The organism is Frigoribacterium sp. AC512 (genome assembly GCF_979258295.1).
On record NZ_OZ409850.1, the window covers coordinates 2,752,016 to 2,768,870 of the forward strand.

The 16,855-nt window shown below is 73.2% G+C and carries 18 protein-coding genes; 3 read left to right on the forward strand and 15 right to left on the reverse strand.

Going from position 1 to position 16,855, the window contains the following annotated elements:
* Positions 1-93 precede the first annotated feature (93 nt).
* The gene (locus ACZZ97_RS12685) at positions 94-951 is read left to right on the forward strand and encodes a spermidine synthase (RefSeq protein ID WP_463473368.1); all 858 of its coding nucleotides are present in this window, start codon (positions 94-96) and stop codon (positions 949-951) included.
* A 136-nt stretch (positions 952-1,087) separates the two neighbouring features.
* Here ACZZ97_RS12685 and csrA read toward each other — a convergent pair whose 3' ends face one another.
* The 13 genes from csrA to ACZZ97_RS12750 all read right to left on the reverse strand — a co-directional run bounded on the left by csrA (position 1,088) and on the right by ACZZ97_RS12750 (position 13,061).
* Positions 1,088-1,342, reverse strand: coding sequence for a carbon storage regulator CsrA (csrA, locus tag ACZZ97_RS12690; RefSeq protein ID WP_123547658.1), 255 nt, complete (start codon positions 1,340-1,342; stop codon positions 1,088-1,090).
* A 199-nt stretch (positions 1,343-1,541) separates the two neighbouring features.
* Positions 1,542-2,753 (reverse strand): hypothetical protein, encoded by a 1,212-nt coding sequence (locus tag ACZZ97_RS12695; protein ID WP_463473369.1) that lies wholly within the window; start codon positions 2,751-2,753, stop codon positions 1,542-1,544.
* 1 nt (position 2,754) lies between these two features.
* On the reverse strand, positions 2,755-4,806 hold the full coding sequence (locus ACZZ97_RS12700) for a flagellar biosynthesis protein FlhA (RefSeq protein ID WP_463473370.1): 2,052 nt from the start codon (positions 4,804-4,806) through the stop codon (positions 2,755-2,757).
* A complete protein-coding gene (locus ACZZ97_RS12705; protein WP_463473371.1) occupies positions 4,806-6,062 on the reverse strand; it encodes an EscU/YscU/HrcU family type III secretion system export apparatus switch protein in 1,257 nt (418 codons plus the stop codon). Before ACZZ97_RS12705 ends, ACZZ97_RS12700 begins: the two co-directional genes overlap by 1 nt.
* A 2-nt stretch (positions 6,063-6,064) precedes the next feature.
* Complete coding sequence (locus tag ACZZ97_RS12710) at positions 6,065-6,784, reverse strand: flagellar biosynthetic protein FliR (protein WP_123548289.1); 720 nt, start codon at positions 6,782-6,784, stop codon at positions 6,065-6,067.
* A gap of 39 nt (positions 6,785-6,823) precedes the next feature.
* Positions 6,824-7,099 (reverse strand): flagellar biosynthesis protein FliQ, encoded by a 276-nt coding sequence (gene fliQ / locus ACZZ97_RS12715; protein WP_123547654.1) that lies wholly within the window; start codon positions 7,097-7,099, stop codon positions 6,824-6,826.
* The gene (gene fliP, locus ACZZ97_RS12720; RefSeq protein ID WP_228507259.1) at positions 7,099-7,959 is read right to left on the reverse strand and encodes a flagellar type III secretion system pore protein FliP; all 861 of its coding nucleotides are present in this window, start codon (positions 7,957-7,959) and stop codon (positions 7,099-7,101) included. The genes fliQ and fliP overlap by 1 nt, the downstream gene beginning before the upstream one ends.
* 359 nt (positions 7,960-8,318) lie before the next feature.
* Positions 8,319-9,077, reverse strand: a complete 759-nt coding sequence (locus ACZZ97_RS12725; protein WP_463473372.1) for a FliO/MopB family protein — start codon at positions 9,075-9,077, stop codon at positions 8,319-8,321.
* 2 nt (positions 9,078-9,079) lie between these two features.
* Positions 9,080-9,817 (reverse strand): flagellar motor switch protein FliN, encoded by a 738-nt coding sequence (gene fliN / locus ACZZ97_RS12730; protein WP_194613974.1) that lies wholly within the window; start codon positions 9,815-9,817, stop codon positions 9,080-9,082.
* The gene (locus ACZZ97_RS12735; protein WP_314103766.1) at positions 9,814-10,761 is read right to left on the reverse strand and encodes a flagellar motor switch protein FliM; all 948 of its coding nucleotides are present in this window, start codon (positions 10,759-10,761) and stop codon (positions 9,814-9,816) included. The genes fliN and ACZZ97_RS12735 overlap by 4 nt, the downstream gene beginning before the upstream one ends.
* Before the next feature lie 46 nt (positions 10,762-10,807).
* On the reverse strand, positions 10,808-11,845 hold the full coding sequence (locus tag ACZZ97_RS12740; RefSeq protein WP_463473373.1) for an OmpA/MotB family protein: 1,038 nt from the start codon (positions 11,843-11,845) through the stop codon (positions 10,808-10,810).
* Positions 11,842-12,666 carry a motility protein A gene (locus ACZZ97_RS12745; RefSeq protein WP_314103762.1) on the reverse strand — a complete coding sequence of 275 codons (825 nt, stop codon included), beginning with the start codon at positions 12,664-12,666 and terminating at the stop codon, positions 11,842-11,844. Before ACZZ97_RS12745 ends, ACZZ97_RS12740 begins: the two co-directional genes overlap by 4 nt.
* Positions 12,666-13,061, reverse strand: coding sequence for a flagellar FlbD family protein (locus tag ACZZ97_RS12750; protein WP_463473374.1), 396 nt, complete (start codon positions 13,059-13,061; stop codon positions 12,666-12,668). The genes ACZZ97_RS12745 and ACZZ97_RS12750 overlap by 1 nt, the downstream gene beginning before the upstream one ends.
* Before the next feature lie 534 nt (positions 13,062-13,595).
* Between ACZZ97_RS12750 and ACZZ97_RS12755 the strand changes: the two genes are divergently transcribed.
* A complete protein-coding gene (locus ACZZ97_RS12755) occupies positions 13,596-14,237 on the forward strand; it encodes a YitT family protein (protein ID WP_463473807.1) in 642 nt (213 codons plus the stop codon).
* 122 nt (positions 14,238-14,359) lie between these two features.
* Entirely contained in the window at positions 14,360-14,644 is a 285-nt protein-coding gene (locus tag ACZZ97_RS12760; protein WP_463473375.1) for a DUF4190 domain-containing protein, read from the forward strand.
* Between the two features lie 76 nt (positions 14,645-14,720).
* Here ACZZ97_RS12760 and ACZZ97_RS12765 read toward each other — a convergent pair whose 3' ends face one another.
* Positions 14,721-15,044, reverse strand: coding sequence for a hypothetical protein (locus ACZZ97_RS12765; protein ID WP_463473376.1), 324 nt, complete (start codon positions 15,042-15,044; stop codon positions 14,721-14,723).
* 128 nt (positions 15,045-15,172) lie between these two features.
* Complete coding sequence (locus ACZZ97_RS12770; RefSeq protein ID WP_463473377.1) at positions 15,173-16,468, reverse strand: mannosyltransferase family protein; 1,296 nt, start codon at positions 16,466-16,468, stop codon at positions 15,173-15,175.
* Positions 16,469-16,855: the final 387 nt, after the last annotated feature.

Genomic DNA, 16,855 nt, shown 5'->3' on the forward strand with positions numbered 1-16,855 from the left:
AAGCCCTGTCGTTGACCTCGGGGCTGACCTCGGGTATAACGCAGGCGATCCCGCGGAATTCCGCCCGCGCCTCCTCGGTGGGAGGATCGGGACATGGCCGCACCCCACGACGACCCGCCCGCCGAGGTCTCGATCGGAGCGGGGCTCGCCCGCGTCGACGAAGACAGGCACCGGCCCGGCTCGTTCACCCTCGTCGTCGACGGCACCCCGCAGTCGCACGTCGACCTCGACGACCCCACGCACCTCGCCTTCGAGTACGTCCGCCGCATCGGCCACGCCGTCGACCTGCTGCCCGAGGGGCCCCTGACGGCCCTGCACCTCGGCGGCGGCGCGCTCACGCTGCCCCGGTACGTCGAGGCGACGAGGCCCGGCTCGCGCCAGCAGGTGATCGAGCTCGAGGCCGACCTGATCGCGCTGGTGCGCGAGCGGCTGCCGTTCCCGAGGGGCGCCTCCATCCGGCTCCGCTACGGGGACGCCCGCGAGGTGATGGAGAAGCTGCCGGCCGGGCTGCGCGGGTCGGTCGACCTGCTCGTCGTCGACGTCTTCGGCGGGTCGCGCATCCCCGCTCACGTGACGAGCCTCGAGTTCTACACGGCCGCCTCCACGTTCCTGTCGCCGACGGGCATGCTGATCGTGAACTCGGCCGACGGGGCCGGGCTGGCCTTCGCCCGCGGGCAGGCGTCGACGTTGTCGACCGTCTTCGAGCACGTCGCCGCGGTCGCCGACCCGGCCACCCTCAAGGGCAGGAGGTTCGGCAACGTCGTGCTGATCGGCTCGCCCTCGCCGCTGCCCACCGACCGCATGCCGCGGCTCTACTCGTCGGACCCGCTGCCGGCGAAGGTCGTGCACGGACGCGAGCTGCGCGACTTCGTCGCCGGGGCGCCGGTCGTCACGGACGCGACCGCGGTGCCGTCGCCGGAGCCGTCGCGGAGCGTGTTCGGGAGCCGCTGAGGCTGCTGGCTGCCTGCTGCCGCCTGCGGGCCATCGCACCGGGTCCCGTACGACGCACCGGGTCTAGACGCGGTGCGGTGCACGAGATGCGGTGCAGTGTCCCGGCGGGCGCGCGGGCGGGCGTACCCGCGGGCCGCTACTGGTCGGCGCGGGGCGCGGGGGCGCCCAGGGCGGCACGGAGGCGGGCCTCGGCGTCGGCCGCGGAGGTCGCGCCGGCGGCCTCGACGTTGGCCTCGGTCACGGCCTTGACGACCTCTTCGCGCTGGATCTTCACGCCGCGGGGGGCGTCGATGCCGATGCGGACGCCGTCACCACGGGAGTCGAGGACGGTGATGACGATGTCGTCACCGATGAGGATCCGCTCCCCGACCTTGCGCGTCAACACCAGCATCCCCCCACCTTAGGAGGTGCGGGGCCGGAGACGGCGCAGACCGGGCGCCCGGCGTGCGGCCACGTCGGGAGTTCGTGTCCCGTCGCGTTCCGAGCATCACGTCCCGCCGCGACCCGACGTGATGCTCGGAACGCGACGGGACAGCGGGGGGCCTGCGGGGACGCCGGTGCGGCCAGGGCGGCTAGGGCGGCTAGGGCGGCTAGGCGCGCCAGCCGACCGGGACGCCGAGAAGGTGCACCGTGCCGGGCGTCGACGTGTCGTCCTCGCCGACGACGGCGACCGCCGCCACGGGCTGCACGGCCCGGACGGCCTCGACCCAGCGGGCCGTGTCGTCGTGCTTGCGGCCGACGTCGACGGCGACCCAGACCTGGTCCGCCGCGATCGCCTCGAGGGCGGCGGGCGCGGCGGCGTCCCACGCGAGGGCGGTGACGACGGCGGAGTCCTCGTGCACGCCGGTCGCCCGGGCGAGGATGGCGCCTCGGCGATCGGCGGCGTCGACCGAGCGCAGCCCGAACGACGTCGCCATCTGGGCAGCCACGCGGAACGCGTCGCCCGGACGCCCGACGACGACCACGAGGTCGCCGGCCCCGCGCAGCACGGACGGCGCGGGGCGGTCGCCCGCGTCGCCCGGGGCGAGCGCCGAGGGGGCGGACGAGGAGGCGGCGGCCGCGGCGAGGAAGGCGGCTGCGGTCGTCAGGGGGCCGGCGGGCGCCTCCTCGACGTCGTGCACCTCGGCCGCCGGGGCCTCGGCGGCGGCGATGCCGTTGAAGGTGAAGTCGTCCATGATCTCGGCGAACGCGTCCGTGCGGGTCGAGAGGTCGCCGGCGGCCGCGGCGACGGCGGGCGACGGGACGGAGGCAGCAGCGGCCGCGGCGGCGCGGGCGGCGCGACGCGGGCTGGCCGCGGCGGGCGGCCGTGCGGCGGCGGCAGCAGCGCCAGCACCTGCGGCTGCGGCTGCGGCTGCGGCTGCGGGCGAGGACGCCGGGGACGCGGGCACCGCGCGGACGACCCGCGGCGCGGTCGCCTCGCGCCCGGACAGCACGTCGTCGAACGGGTCGCGCGGGCCGCCGTCGCCCTGCGGATCGACCGTGCCGTACGCACCGGCCGCACCGCGCAGGTCGGCACCGCCGCGCGGGTCGAACCCGTCGGCGGCGTCGGCGTCGGCGAGCAGCGCCGCGATGCCGGCGCGCGAGGCCGGGGGCGTGATCGTGATGCGGGCCGTCGGCACGTCGGTGCGCGGGTCGGGCACCTCGACCGTGACCTCGTAGTGCTTGCGGGCGAAGACGCCCGCGACTCCCCCGACGGTCACCTTCTGCGCCGCGACGATCCGGGCGCCCGGGCCGTGCACGGCGCGGACCTCGGCCCGCAGCGCCTCGAGCGACTCGCCGCTCATCACCCTCCGCGTGGGCACGTCAGATCGCCGTGATCGGGTCGGCGGCGCGGACGACGCCCACGGTCTCGATGGTCGAGCCGGCGGCCGTGGCCTCCTGGTACGACAGCACGGGCAGGCCGCCCTGCTGCGCCGAGACGAGGCGGTGGATGGCGGGGCGCAGGGCCGGCGCGCAGACGAGAACGGCGCTGAGGCCCTGGGCCTCGACGGAGGCGACCGACTCGCGCAGCGAGCCCAGCACCTGCTCGACGCGGTGGCCGTCGAGCAGGATCTGCGTGCCCTGGTCGGACGGCCGAAGCCCCTCGAGCATCGACTGCTCTAGGCCCGGGTCGATCATGATGACGCGCAGCACGCCCTGGTCGAGGTGGCGCGCGGTCAGGGCCGGTCCGAGGGAGGCGCGGGCCGCCTCCACCAGGCCCTCGGGGTCGGTCGAGACCTTGGCGCGGAGGGTCAGCCCCTCGCATATGCGCCCGAGGTCGTTGATCGGGACGCGCTCGGCGAGCAGGCCCTGCAGCACGCGCTGCAGCTCGGCGAGCGAGAGCATGCCGGGCACGAGGTCGTCGATCGCGGAGGCGTTGACCTGCTTGAGGCCCTCGGTGAGGACGCGGACGTCCTCGCGGCTGAGCAGCCGGGCGGCGTTGTCGCCGATGATCGACGACAGGTGCGTGACCAGCACCGAGACGCGGTCGATCACGGTCGCCCCGGTCATCTCGGCGCTGTGCCGCATCTCGGCGGGCACCCACTTGCCGGCGAGGCCGAAGACGGGCTCGACCGTGGCCGTGCCGGGCAGGCCGTCGAGCTGGTCGCCGAGGGCGAGCACGGAGCGCGTCGGGGCGACGCCGCGGCCGGCCTCGACGCCCGCGATGCGGATCGAGTAGGTCGAGGGCGGCAGGTCGACGCTGTCGCGGGTGCGCACCGGCGGCACGACGATGCCCATGTCGACGGCGATCTTGCGGCGCAGCGCCTTGACGCGGCCGAGCAGGTCGTCCGACGAGCCGCTGACCATGTCGACGAGGTCGGGCGCGAGCAGGATCTCGAGGGCGTGGACGCGCATCTGCTCGAGCAGGTCCTCGGTCGTGTCGGTGGGCGCAGGAGGCGCGGCGATCGCCTCGAGGGCCGCCTGCGCCTCCTCGGCCTTCGCCCTGGCCGCCAGCCGCTGCGCGATGACGAGGAGGCCGGCGCCGATCAGGAGGAACGGGATGATCGGCATGCCCGGGATGAAGCCCATGCCGATCGCGGCGACGCCGGCGATCATGATCGCGATGCGCGACTGCGAGAGCTGCGCCGCCGCCTGGGACCCCATGTCGCTGTCGGCGCCCGAGCGGGTGACGATCATGCCGGTGCTGACCGCCATCAGCAGCGCGGGGATCTGCGTCACGAGGCCGTCCCCGATGGTGAGCAGGCCGTAGTGGTTGAGGGCCTCGCCGATCGCCATGCCGTTCTGGATCGCGCCGATCGCGACGCCGCCGACCAGGTTGATGACGATGATCAGGATGCCGGCGATGGCGTCGCCCTTGACGAACTTCGAGGCGCCGTCCATCGAGCCGTAGAAGTCGGCCTCGGCGCTGACGGCGGCGCGGCGCTCCTTGGCGACCTCGTCGGTGATCAGGCCGGCGTTGAGGTCGGCGTCGATCGCCATCTGCTTGCCGGGCATGGCGTCGAGGGTGAAGCGGGCGCCGACCTCGGCGACGCGCTCGGCGCCCTTCGTCACGACCACGAACTGGATGATGATCAGGATGCAGAAGATGACGGCGCCGATGATGATCGAGCCGCTCACCGCCACGTGGCCGAAGGCCTCGATCACGTGGCCGGCGAAGCCCTCGCCGAGCACGAGGCGCGTCGAGGCGACGTTGAGGCCGAGGCGGAAGAGCGTCGCGACGAGCAGCAGCGACGGGAACACCGAGAAGTCGAGCGGCTTCTTCACGAACAGCGTCGTGAGCAGGATCACGAGCGCCAGCAGGATGTTGAGGATGATCAGCACGTCGAGCATCGGTGCCGGCACGGGCACGACGAGCAGCAGCACGATCGCGACGACGCCGACCGGCACGGCGAGCTTGGGGAGTGTCTTCTTCATCAGGCGGTTCCTCCGGTGGCGGCGGGGCGGGGCGAGAGCGAGGGGGCCGGCGAGGCGGCGGGGGCGACCGGCGCAGGAGGCGCGGCGCGGGCGGCGCGGATCGCGCGCGGCACCGCGTCGGGGGCCAGCGACTCGGGGGCGAGCACGCTCGACACCTCGTCGGCCGTCGTGGGGCGGGGGTTCGCGTGGGCCCGGCCGACGGCGGCGGTCGCGCCGCGCGCCTTCAGGGCCATCACGAAGGTGAGGACGCGGGCGACCGGCGTGTAGAGGTCGACGGGGATCTCCTCGCCGAGGCCGCACGAGGCGTGCAGCGCCCGCGTGAGCGGCACGTCGGCGACCATCGGGACACCGTCGGCCTCGGCCTGCTCGCGGATCTTCGCGGCGACGGCGCCCGCGCCCTTCGCGACGACGCGGGGCGCGGCCTTGCCGGGCTCGTACTTGAGAGCCACGGCGTAGTCGGTCGGGTTGACCATCACCACGTCGGCGTCGACGATGGCGCCCATCATGCGGTTGCGGCTCATCGCGAGCTGGCGCGAGCGGCGCTGCGACTTGACCAGCGGGTCGCCGTCGCTGCTCTTGTGCTCGTCGCGCACCTCCTTCTTGGTCATCCGCGTCTTCTTGCGGTTGCGGCGCATGACGACGAAGACGTCGGCCGCCGCCAGGAGGAGGCCGGCCGCGATGGCGGCCTGGAGCAGCACCGTGGTGCCGGCCGACGCCTCCTCGATGATCGCGGAGACGCTGAGGCCGCCCCCGCTCATGAGGACGGGCAGGAGGCCCTGGACGGCCGTCCAGAGGACGAGTCCGACGACGGCGGTCTTGATCAGGGCCTTCGCGCCGTTCCAGAGCGCCTGGGTGCCGAAGGTCGTCTTGAGGCCGTTCAGCAGGTTGAACTGCTCGTAGTTGCCGGTCATGCGCTTGACGTGCACGCCGCCCTGCACGACCGCGGTCGCGAGCACGGCCACGCCGACGACCGCGAGCATCGGGCCGATCGTGCCGGCCATCGAGCCCACGCCGCCGCCGAGCAGCTGCAGCACGGTGGTGTCGTCGGGGTGGCGGATCACCTGGCCGATCGAGAAGAGCTGGTCGGTGCCGGCCTCGGCGCCGCGCTGGATGGTGCCGGGGATCATGACGGCGGCCGCGCCGACGCCGACCCACGCGCTCAGGTCCTGCGAGCGCGAGAGCTGGCCCTTGGAGCGGACCTCCTTCATCCGCTTGTCGGTGGCCGCCTCGGAGCGCTCGCCGCTGTCGTCCGCCATCGCTACCTCACCCCCAGGACCATGTCGGCCGCGTCGCCGGTGAGGCTCTGCACCACGCCGGGCAGGGCGAGGAACACGCCGCCGGCGAGCATCACCGTCATGAGGATCTTGAGCGGGAAGCCCATCGCGTAGGCGTTCAGGGCCGGCGCGACGCGGCTGAGCAGGCCGAGCCCGACGTCGGCGAGGAACAGGACGACGCAGAGCGGTCCGGCGATCTGGAGCGTCGCGAGGAACATCTGCGAGACGCCGTTCGTCATCAGCTCGACGGGTCGCGAGAGGTCCATGCCGAGGCCGAGCGGGAACGCGTCGAACGAGCGGGTGAGCCCGCCGATCAGCACCTGGTAGCCGCCGCTGGCGAACATCAGCGCCAGCGCCGTCATCTGGAACAGGCGGGTGAACTGGGCGCCGTTGATCATCGACTGCGGGTCGAAGGCCTGCGCCAGCGTGAAGCCGCCGAACAGGTCGATCAGGCTGCCCGCCGACTGGATCGCCGCGAAGACCAGGAACACGAGGAACCCCAGCACCGCGCCGACGACCAGCTCGAGCACGAGCGCCAGCACGAAGCCGCCCGTGTCGAGCGACTCGTAGCCGGGCGCGACGCGCGGCGCCACGGCGAGCGCGAGGCCGACGCCGAGCATCGCCTTCACCCGGCCGGGGAACGCCCGGTACGAGAAAGGAGGCGCGACGACGATGAAGGCGGTCATGCGCACGGCGGCGAGCATGGTCGCCTCGAGCCAGCTGAGGTCGATCGACACGGCGGCCTAGCCCCCGCTCAGGAGCTGGGGGATGCGGTCGAAGACCATGGTCGTGAACGAGACCATCTCGCTGATCATCCAGTGGCCGCAGACGATCAGGGCGATGCCGACCGCGACGGCCTTGGGCACGAACGCGAGGGTCACCTCCTGGATCTGGGTGATCGACTGCAGCAGCGAGATCGCGAAGCCGACGACGAGCGAGGTGATCAGCACGGGCGCGGCGAGCTTGCCCGTGATGATGAGGGCCTGCATCGACAGGTCGAGGACGGCGTTGGAGTCCATCAGGCACTCACCTGGTAGCTCTCGATGAGGCTCGTGATGATGAGCCCCCAGCCGTCGACGAGCACGAACAGCAGGATCTTGAACGGCAGCGAGATCATCACCGGCGGCAGCATCATCATGCCCATCGACATCAGCGCGGCGCTGACGACGAGGTCGATGACGAGGAACGGGATGAAGATGACGAACCCGATGATGAAGGCGGCACGGAGCTCGCTGATCATGAACGACGGGATGAGCGTCAGCATCGGCACGTCGGCCTGGCTGGCGGGGTTCGGCTGGTCGGCGGAGCGGGTCATCAGCGCGAGGTCCTCCTCGCGGGTGTGCGCCAGCATGAACTCGCGGAGCGGGGCGGCACCGGCGTCGATCGCGCCCTGGAAGTCGAGCTGGCCGTTCAGGTAGGGCTGCACGGCGTCGTCGTTGATGTGCCCCAGGATCGGCGCCATGATGAACAGGCTCAGGAACAGGGCGAGGCCCGCGAGCACCTGGTTCGGCGGGATCGACGGCAGCGCGAGCGCGTTCCGCGTCATCGCGAGCACGACGAAGATCTTCGTGAACGACGTCATCATCAGCAGCAGGGCCGGCGCGACGCTGAGCAGCGTGATGCCGAGCAGGGTGACGATCGCCTGGCTGGGGGCGCCGTCGGGGCCGTTGATGTCGATGTTCAGGCCACCGGTGCCCGTGCCGTCGGTGACGGTCTGGTCGGACTCGGTGAAGTCGGGGGTCTCGCCGGTGCCGGTGCCGGTCGAGCCGTCGGTGCTGCCCGTGCCTCCGGTGCTGCCGGTGCCGGTGCCCGGCTGCGCCGGGGCGGTCGGGGACGTGGGGGCGACCGGCGCGGCGGAGGCCTGCTGGCCGATCAGCATGACGAGCCCGGACGCGACGACCAGGGCCAGCAGGGCGACGACGACCGCGCGGGCGAGGCGGGTGTCGGCGAAGCGGACGGGGGCGGCTCCGACGGCGGGGGCGCCGAGGCGGGCGTGGGCGAGACGGGTGCGCGGGGTGCGGGTCGTCACGGCGCGGGTCGCGGCGGCGCGGGTCCGGGCGAGGGGGGCGCCGCGGAGGCCGTCGAGGAGGGTCGGGCGGACGCGCTCGAGCAGGGCGGTGCCGAAGGCCGGGGCGGAGGAGGCGCGGGTCGCGCGGGACGCGGAGGCTGCGGGCGCGCGGTGCGCCGCGGTCCCGCGGTGCGCGGAGGTCGGGTTCGCCCGGTGCGCGGCGGACGCGCTCATCCGGCGCGACCGGCGCGGACGGCGGCGGCCGCCTGCCGCCAGGTGTCCGGGGCGAGGATCGAGCCCTCGAGCGGCTTCGCGGCGCGGCCGCGGGCGCGGTCGCGCGGGTCGCGCGCTGCGGCGCTGCCGGCGCTGCGCGAGCCGCGCGTCACGGCGCGACGCTCGGCCCCGCGCGGCCGCAGCAGCGGAGCGGAGCCCGCGGAGTTGCCAGTTCGCGTGGCCTCGGCGGCGTCAGAGGCCCGCGAAGGGGCAACTCGGGCGGGGTGGGCGGCGCCGTCGGCAGCGAGGACGGCGTCGAAGCTCGGGGCAGCGGAGGGGGCCGGCGCGGGGGCGACCGACGCGAGGGGGACGATCGGGGTGACCCGCGCCTCCTGCGGGACGTCGACGCCGGGCGCAGCGGGCGCGACGAGCGACCGGGGCGCCTCGGACGGCTGCACGGACGAGAGCGCGACGACGGGAGACTGGGGCGCAGGCTCGAGCGCGACGACGGCGGGCTGGGACGCGGGCGCGTCGGCCGCGGCCAGCACGGTGATCGACGACTCGGTCACGCCGAGCACGAGGCGCTCGCCCTCGACGTCGACCACGACGACGCTGGCCTTGGCGCCGATGCCCTGACGGGCGACGATCGAGACGGGAGCCGAGGCACGGCCCCCGCGGAGCCCGCCCTTCGCGAGGCGCTTCTGCAGCACCCACAGCAGGGCGAGCACGACGCCCAGCGAGAGGGCGACGCGCAGCGCGACGAAGAGCGTGTCCACGATCAGGCGACGCCGTCGGCGACGTCGAGGATGCGGGTGATGCGGATCGCGTAGTCCTGGTCCACGACGACGACCTCGCCGTGCGCGATCAGGCGGCCGTTGAGCAGCACGTCGGCGGGGGCCCCGGCCGAGCGGTCGAGCTCGACGACGGCGCCGGGCTCGAGGCCGAGCACGTCGCGGACCGACATGCGGGTGCGGCCGATCTCGACCGTCAGCGCCATCTCGACGTTGTTGATGCGGCCGAGGTTGCCGGCGCCGAGCGGCGCGGCGGGGACGGAGGAGGCGGGCGAGCTCGACGAGACGAGGCCGACGGTGCCGTCCTCACGGAGCCGCACGGCGAACCAGCCGACCGTCTCGCCCGCGGCGGTCAGGTCGAACACGACGGTGGAGTGGTCGGCGAACAGTGCGTCGGCCGACTCGAGCCGGCTGTCGCCGAGCACGCCGGCGCCGAGGACCGAGGTCGCGGCCTCGAGGGCCGGACGGAGCACGTCGACGACCGAGACGAGGGGCGAGTCGGTGCCGGCGGCCGCGGCGACCTGGTCCATGTCGGCGAGCAGCAGCGCGGTGTCGGCCGAGAGCGACCCGACGAACGAGGTGACGACGGCCGAGGAGGCGGTGCTGCGGCGAGCCTGGGCGGTGGCGGCGTCGACGGGCACGGCCCGCAGCGGCACGGGCGTCGGCAGCTGCGCGACGAGCGCCTCCGCCGCGGCGGTGTGCAGGGTGATGGTCGTGCCGGTCATGAGGTTCCTTCTTCGGTGCCGGTGAGGGAGGTGGAGACGACGATGCCCGCGAGGCGCGAGCCGGCGGAGCCGACGGCGGCACGGCCGACGACCTGGCCGTCGACCGTGATCGCCAGCGGGCGCGACTGCGGGTGCGGCAGGGGCAGCACGTCGCCGACGGCGAGGTCGAGCACGACGCTCGGCAGCACGGCCGCGGGGGCCAGCCGGAGCGCGACGTCGACCGGCACCGAGGCGAGCTGGCCGCCGAGCAGGCGGCGCACCTCCGCCGGGTCGACCGCGGACTCGGACTCGCCGAGCTGGGGCAGCAGCACCTCGGCGGGGATCGCGACGGTGCCGGCGGCGCTGCGCTCGCCGACCCGGATGTCGAACGAGGCGACGATCATCAGGTCGGACTTCTGCGCGGCCTGGGCGAACTGCGAGTTGTACTGGAAGCCGCCGACGACGATCTGGGCGACGAGCAGGTTGCCGAACGAGTAGCGGAGGTCGTCGAGGGCGTCCTCCATGAGGCGCCGCACGAGGGCCTGCTCGATCGGGGTGAAGGTGCGCTCGGGCACGGTCGAGGCTCGCGTGCCGCCGAGCATGTGGCTGACCCAGCTGAGCGCCGCGGAGGTGGGGAACTGGATGACGGCCTTGGGCGTCGTGCCCTCGATGCCGCACAGCACCATCGCGGTCGTCGCGGGCAGCGAGGCGGCGAACTCGTCGTAGGTGAGGACCTGCAGCTGCTCGCAGGTGACCTGCGACAGCACCCGGACCTTGGCGGTGAGCTGCGTGCCCCACTGCCGGGCGAACGTCTCGAAGGCGAGCTCGAGGGCCCGCGAGTGCTCACGGGGCAGCGTCGTCGGACGACGGAAGTCGTAGATCTCGACCTGCTTCGGCGGGCGCGGCGCAGCGACGGCCGGGGCCGGTGCGGGCGTGCCCGGGGGCAGGGTCTCGAGGAGCGTCACGACCGGCACTCTCGGCCAGCGCCTCCTCGTCGTTAGGCGCTCGTGGTCAGTGCCCCCCGGACTGGGCCCCCTCGGCGTGGGCGTCCTCGGACTCCTTCTCGGTCTTCTTCTCGGTCTTGTCGGTCTTCTTCTCGGTGGTCGTCGTGGTCGCGGCGGCCTCCTCGACGGCGGGCGGGCTCTCGGCGGCGGCGTTCCTGCCGGCGGTCACCGCGCCTCCTGCGCCCTCGGCCGCCGCCTGCAGCTGGGGCAGCAGCGCGCTCACGTCGTCGGACTGGTTCGACAGGACGACGATGTCGACCCGGCGGTTCGTGGCGAAGTCGGCCTCGGTGCCGCCGGTCGAGAGGGGGCGCGACGAGCCGAACCCGACGGCCTGCGCGTGCTCGACCGGGAGGCCGCCGCGCTCGACCAGGTCGCGCAGCACCTGCGTGGCCCGGGCGGAGGACAGCTCCCAGTTGGTCGCGTAGGGAGCGGTCGAGCTGCGCTGGTCGGCGTGGCCCTCGATCGAGACGTCGTGGCCGGCGCCGCGGAGGACCGGCGCGATCGCGTCCATCACGCGGCGTGCGGTGTCGCTCAGGTCGGCGCTGTTCGTGCCGAAGAAGGTCTCGGAGCCGACCAGCCGCACGGTGAGGCCGCGGGCGTCGGTCGAGAACTGCACGTCGGCGCTGAGGCCGGAGCCGGCGAGGCCCGCGGCGATCGCCTCCTTGATGGCGGTCAGGTCGTCGAGCTCGGCCTGCGCCTGCGCGAGTTCCTCGGCCGTGCCGGCCGTGCCGCTCGCGGAGGCCTTGCTCATGTCGGTCTCGTCGCCGGTGGAGTACCCCTGGCCCTCCGGCGTCACGTCGTTGACCGTGACGACGGTGCCCGACGCCGTGTCGACCTTGCCGACGTCGGTCTGGCCGAAGCCGGTCGCGAGCGAGTTGCGCAGGGCGATGTACTTGTCCTGGTCGACGCTCGACATCGCGAACAGCACGATGAACATGCACATCAGCACGGTGACCATGTCCATGTACGAGGCCAGCCAGCGCTCGTCCGGGTGCTCCTCCTCGGCGTGGCCCTTCTTCTTGCGGCCGCCGCGCGCGCCGCTCACGCTGCGAGGCCCTGGTCGTCGGCGCCGGCCTTCGCCTTGGCGCCCTTGCCCGCCTTGCCGGCACCGGCCTCGAGCGAGTGCACCGGCACCATGGCCTTAAGGCGCTCGCCGAGGAGGCGCGGCTGGCTCCCGGCCTGGACGGCCAGCACGCCCTCGATCAGCAGCGTCATGCGCGCCTCGTCGAGGTCGGCCAGCTTCTTCAGGCGGCCAGCGAACGGCAGCCAGAGGAAGTTCGCGCTGAGCAGGCCCCAGAGGGTCGCCACGAACGCCGCCGCGATCAACGGGCCGAGCTCGTCGGGAGAGGCGAGGTTCTCGAGCACGTGGGTCAGGCTGACCACCGTGCCGATGATGCCGACGGTCGGGGCGTAGCCGCCCAGGCTGTTGAAGAACTTGCTCGCCGTGCGGTCGGCGGCGAGACGCGACTCCATCTCGTCCTCGAGCAGGATCCGCAGCTCCTCGCCGTCGGTGCCGTCGGCGATGTTCTGCAGGGCGCCCTTCATGAAGGGGTCCTCGACCTTCTCGGCCTCCGCCTCGAGCGAGAGCAGGCCCTCGCTGCGCGCCTTCTCGGCGAGCGCCACGATGTCGTCGATGACCGACTGCGGCGGGATCACCTTGCCCGTGAAGGCGTGCGGGATCTTCTTGAAGCTCAGCATCGCGTCCTTGATCGTCGTGCCGGCGATGCCGACCGCGATCGTGGCGCCGAAGACGAGCAGCATCGGCGCGGGCAGCAACAGGCCCTCGACGTGGACGCCCTCGAGCTTGATCATCCCGAACAGCGCGCCGAACGCGAGCAGGATGCCGATGATCGTCGCCGGATCCATCAGCGGGCTCCGGTCGGTGCGGGCACGGTGGTGGCGCTGGTCGCGGGGGCCTGCTCGGCCGGGCGGAGGGCGGAGACGAGGCCGCCGCCTCCTTCGTTGCCGGTGCTGGCGGCGCCTCGCGAGCCGCGGACGATGCCGAGCTGCGGGCCGGTCGACGTGCGGCTGCCGAGCGGCTGCGTCGCGGGGGCGGCGAGGTCGGGCGCGTCGTAGGCGAGCGAGACGATGCGGGCACGGTAGCGGGCGATCATCTCGATCACCACGGCCATCGGCTCGGTGACGATGTACTTCGCCCCGTCGACCATGATCAGCGTCGTGTCGGGCGTCTCGTGGATGCGCTCGATCAAATCTGGGTTGACAGCGAATCTGCTGTCGTTGAGTCGCGTGACGACGATCATCGGCCCGTCCTAGGTCTGTGTCTCCCGCCACCGTCCGTGGGGCGGGCGAGCTGCTCGTCCTGAGCTGCTCAGGGGGAACTATCGGCAGGGGGCCGGGCGGCGTTAGGCGCGGGTCGTGGCGCGTGTCCTCCGTTCGGCGGACGGCGCGGCGTCGCCTCGCTGGCTAGGGCGCTAGCCGACGCGATAGCGACAAGACGACGCGGGGCCCCGCGTCGTCTTGTCGTTTTCCCGCCGGGACCTGTGGCCGCGGGATCGGAGGACGCGGCAGAGGCAGGAGGCGGCGGGCGACACATGCACGCAACACCGGGCTGGCAAGATGCTGCGGTGACCGACACCCCCGCGAACGACGGCACGCGCGACGCCACCCCTGTCGCCCGGCCCTCCTCCCCCACCTCCGCCTCCCCTGCCCCCGTCCCCGCCTCGCCCGGCGCTGCACCCACGGTCGGCTCGACGCCGACCGGCTCGTCGCCCGTCTACTCGACACCCGAGTCGACCGGGCCGGACGCCGCTCTGTCGCCCGACACGGCGACCCCGCTGGTCGACGACCCTGCCCTGACCGAGAACTCCGCGACCGTCGACGCCAACCGGCACAGCCTGGTCGAGAACGTGATGGGGGTGGTGACGGGTGTCTTCATCGCCTCCTTCGGGCTGTTCCTGCTGAAGACGAGCGGAGCCGTCTCGGGCGGCACCGCCGGCATCGCGCTGCTGCTCGACTACGCCGGGCCGCTGTCGTTCGGGGCGCTGTTCATGCTGGTGAACGTGCCGTTCTTCGCGCTCGCGGTGTGGAAGAAGGGGATCGCGTTCACCCTGCGGACGGTGCTCACCGTCGGCATGGTGTCGGCGATGTCGTACCTGCACCCGGCCGTGTTCCACATCGACGACATCGACCCGGTCTACGGCACGCTGGGCGGCAACCTGCTCGTCGGGGTGGGCCTGCTGATCCTGTTCCGGCACGGGGCGAGCCTCGGCGGCATCAACATCCTCGCGCTCGTGCTGCAGGAGAAGCTCGGCTGGCGGGCCGGCTACGTGCAGATGGCGGTCGACGTCGTCATCATCCTGTTCTCGCTCACCGTCGTCTCCCCCTGGATCGTGCTGCTGTCGGCCGCAGGCGCCGTGGTGCTCAACCTCGTGCTCGCCCTCAACCACAAGCAGGGGCGGTACCTCGGTCGCACGTGACCACTTCGGGGGTGATCTGCGGGTGAACCGCTCTCAGGTCGGACACAGACTCGAGAAACTCTCTACCTTCGGAGTCGGGCCGACGACCGTCGAGGCCACCCCGCTCCAGAGGAGTCACGACCATGACCTACGACCAGAACACCCCCGCCACCACTGCCCCCGGCGCTTCCGCCAAGTTCAACACGCTCGCCATCGTCGGCTTCGTGCTGGCCTTCGTCGTCAACATCGCCGGCGTCGTCGTCAGCTTCATCGCCCTGTCGCAGATCAAGAAGACGGGCGAGCGCGGCCGCGGCCTGGCCATCGCCGGCATCATCATCGGCCTGCTGTCGATCGTCTTCGGCATCCTGTACTTCGTGCTCGTGCTGCCCGTGGCCATGGAGCAGATGAACAACATCCCCACTTACTGATCTCTGCGAGATCGACCGCAGGAGGCGCGGTGCCCGCTCGACGGGCACCGCGCCTCCTTCGTGTCTGGGGGCCTCGTCAGGAGGCGCAGGCGCGGGCGCGTGCTCGCCGGGTCCAGAGCTGCCCGACCGCGATCAGGACGGCCGCGACGACGAGGACGGCCACGGCCGCCCCTGTGCCGTCAGGCTCGAACAGCACCGCCGGGGCGCCGTTCTCGGTGCTCGGCCACGTCTGCAGGACACCCGGCAGGTGGACGGCCGTGCCCGTCGTGAGGGTGAGGGCCACGGCTGCGAGCAGGACCACGACCATGACGGCCGCTCCTGCCAGCACGGCGCCGACGACCATGACGAGACTGCGGAGGACTGCCGCGACGCCGCGGACGCTGGTGGTGACGAGGGTCATGGTGGGGCTCCTGTCCTGTTCGTGACGGGCCCGGCCGACGGGGTCGACGGGGTCGACGGGGTCGACGCAGGCCCTTCGACGACGCTACGGGCGACGTGCCGTGGACGCCTCCGTCCCACGGGCGACATCTACGGGGGCCAGGCCGTCCAGAGCAGCACGATCGCGACGACCTGGAGCAGGAGGCTGGCGACGATCGTGACGACCACGCGCCTCCTCGTGGCCGACAGCTGCGGGTCGCCCAGCAGCGGCGCGAGCGGCATCAGCATGCGGAAGCTCGACTGCTGCGGCAGGAACACCGCGACGAGGTAAGCGACGTACCCGATCGTGTACGTCTGCAGCTCGAGGCCGAGACGCTGCGAGCGACGCACCAGCCCGAGCACCACGACCGCGAGCAGCAGCACCACGGCCACCACCCCGAGCCAGCCGGCCATCGCGTCGCCGAAGCGGAACCACGGCGTGAAGGGGACGAAGCCGTCCGAGCCGATGTAGTCACGCCACCACGACGACTCCGTCGCGAAGTAGCCGTCGCGCTCGCCCGTGACCGCGGCCACGACGACCGGCCACGCGAAGCCCGCCGCGGTGACGACCAGGCCGGCCGCCCAGATGCGGACGTGCTCGGCGAGGGGCGTGCGGTCGCGGTCGTGCTCGGCGAGGGGCGTGCGGTCGCGGTCGTGCTCGTGCTCGTGCTCGTCACGCCGTGTGGCGCGGCGAGCACGGATGAGCCGCACCAGCCAGGTCAGCCCGAGCGCCGCCGAGAGGGCGAGGCTGCCGGGGTGAGCGACCGAGGCGAGCACGCCGAGCACCGTGAACCAGGCCCAGCGCCGCAGCGTCATCGCGAGCAGCGCGCCGAACATCAGCAGCAGGAACAGCGACTCCGCGTACGGCACCTGCAGCACGAACGACATCGGCGCGACGCAGAAGAAGACCGCACCCCAGAAGGAGGCGCGGGCACCGAACCGCGTCAGCATCAGCCGGTGGAGCACCAGCGTCGCCCCGGCCCCCGCCAGCACCGCCACGACGATCGCCGCGATCAGCCAGTCGCCGCCGACCACCGGCCGCACGACCCTCACCAGCGCGGGGAAGAGGGGCATGAACGCCCACGCGTTCTTGGCGACCCGGCCCTCGTCGTCCCGCGGCAGCTCGACGGGGTAGCCCTGCTCGGAGATCTGGCGGTAGAACACGGCGTCCCACGACGAGAGGTAGCCCGCGAAGCCCGGGCCTCCGTCGTGCTGCGCCCAGGTCGCGGTCGCCGTGAGGGCGTGCACGACGGCGAGGAACAGCGTCGTGACGAGACGCGAGGCGGCGTAGACGCCGAGGAGGACCAGCGTCGTCGCGAGGCCCGGGCGGGGCAGACGGAGGGTGCCGGCCCGCGGGGCGGACGGCTCCGGGCGCGTGCTGCGCCGCGCCTCCGTCCCCGTCGTCATCGATCTTGTCTACCCGGCAGGCGCTGGGAGGGCAGGCCGCCGTACCCCGCGCCTCTGCTCCGTGCGGCGTTGGGTGCTGAGCCGGCGGGTTCCTGTCGCCGCCGGCGGGTTCACGTGGGGTGCGGCGGGTTCCTGTCGCCGGCGGCGGGTCCGCGTGGGGTGGGGCGGGTTCGTGTCGCGGCGGCGGGTTCACGTGGGGTGCGGCGGGTTCGTGTCGCCGGCGGCGGGTCCGCGCCCGCCCGCCGAGAGAGACAGGAACCCGCCGGCTTCAGGTGGCCACTGCGCAGGGAGGGGTGCGTGCGTGCCGCGGCGAGGTGCCCGCGCGCAGGGCGGGGCTGCCGCACCCCGAAGTGGACGATGCACCCCGGAACGACGGGTGCATGGTCC

What these genes read in the sequence shown, in the direction of transcription:
- ACZZ97_RS12685 (WP_463473368.1), top strand. Translation starts at nt 94, where the DNA reads ATGGCCGCACCCCACGACGACCCGCCCGCCGAGGTCTCGATCGGAGCG.
- csrA (WP_123547658.1), bottom strand. Translation starts at nt 1,342, where the DNA reads ATGCTGGTGTTGACGCGCAAGGTCGGGGAGCGGATCCTCATCGGTGAC.
- ACZZ97_RS12700 (WP_463473370.1), bottom strand. Translation starts at nt 4,806, where the DNA reads ATGAAGAAGACACTCCCCAAGCTCGCCGTGCCGGTCGGCGTCGTCGCG.
- ACZZ97_RS12705 (WP_463473371.1), bottom strand. Translation starts at nt 6,062, where the DNA reads ATGGCGGACGACAGCGGCGAGCGCTCCGAGGCGGCCACCGACAAGCGG.
- ACZZ97_RS12710 (WP_123548289.1), bottom strand. Translation starts at nt 6,784, where the DNA reads ATGCTCGCCGCCGTGCGCATGACCGCCTTCATCGTCGTCGCGCCTCCT.
- fliQ (WP_123547654.1), bottom strand. Translation starts at nt 7,099, where the DNA reads ATGGACTCCAACGCCGTCCTCGACCTGTCGATGCAGGCCCTCATCATC.
- fliP (WP_228507259.1), bottom strand. Translation starts at nt 7,959, where the DNA reads ATGCTGATCGGCCAGCAGGCCTCCGCCGCGCCGGTCGCCCCCACGTCC.
- fliN (WP_194613974.1), bottom strand. Translation starts at nt 9,817, where the DNA reads ATGACCGGCACGACCATCACCCTGCACACCGCCGCGGCGGAGGCGCTC.
- ACZZ97_RS12745 (WP_314103762.1), bottom strand. Translation starts at nt 12,666, where the DNA reads ATGGATCCGGCGACGATCATCGGCATCCTGCTCGCGTTCGGCGCGCTG.
- ACZZ97_RS12750 (WP_463473374.1), bottom strand. Translation starts at nt 13,061, where the DNA reads ATGATCGTCGTCACGCGACTCAACGACAGCAGATTCGCTGTCAACCCA.
- ACZZ97_RS12760 (WP_463473375.1), top strand. Translation starts at nt 14,360, where the DNA reads ATGACCTACGACCAGAACACCCCCGCCACCACTGCCCCCGGCGCTTCC.
- ACZZ97_RS12765 (WP_463473376.1), bottom strand. Translation starts at nt 15,044, where the DNA reads ATGACCCTCGTCACCACCAGCGTCCGCGGCGTCGCGGCAGTCCTCCGC.
- ACZZ97_RS12770 (WP_463473377.1), bottom strand. Translation starts at nt 16,468, where the DNA reads ATGACGACGGGGACGGAGGCGCGGCGCAGCACGCGCCCGGAGCCGTCC.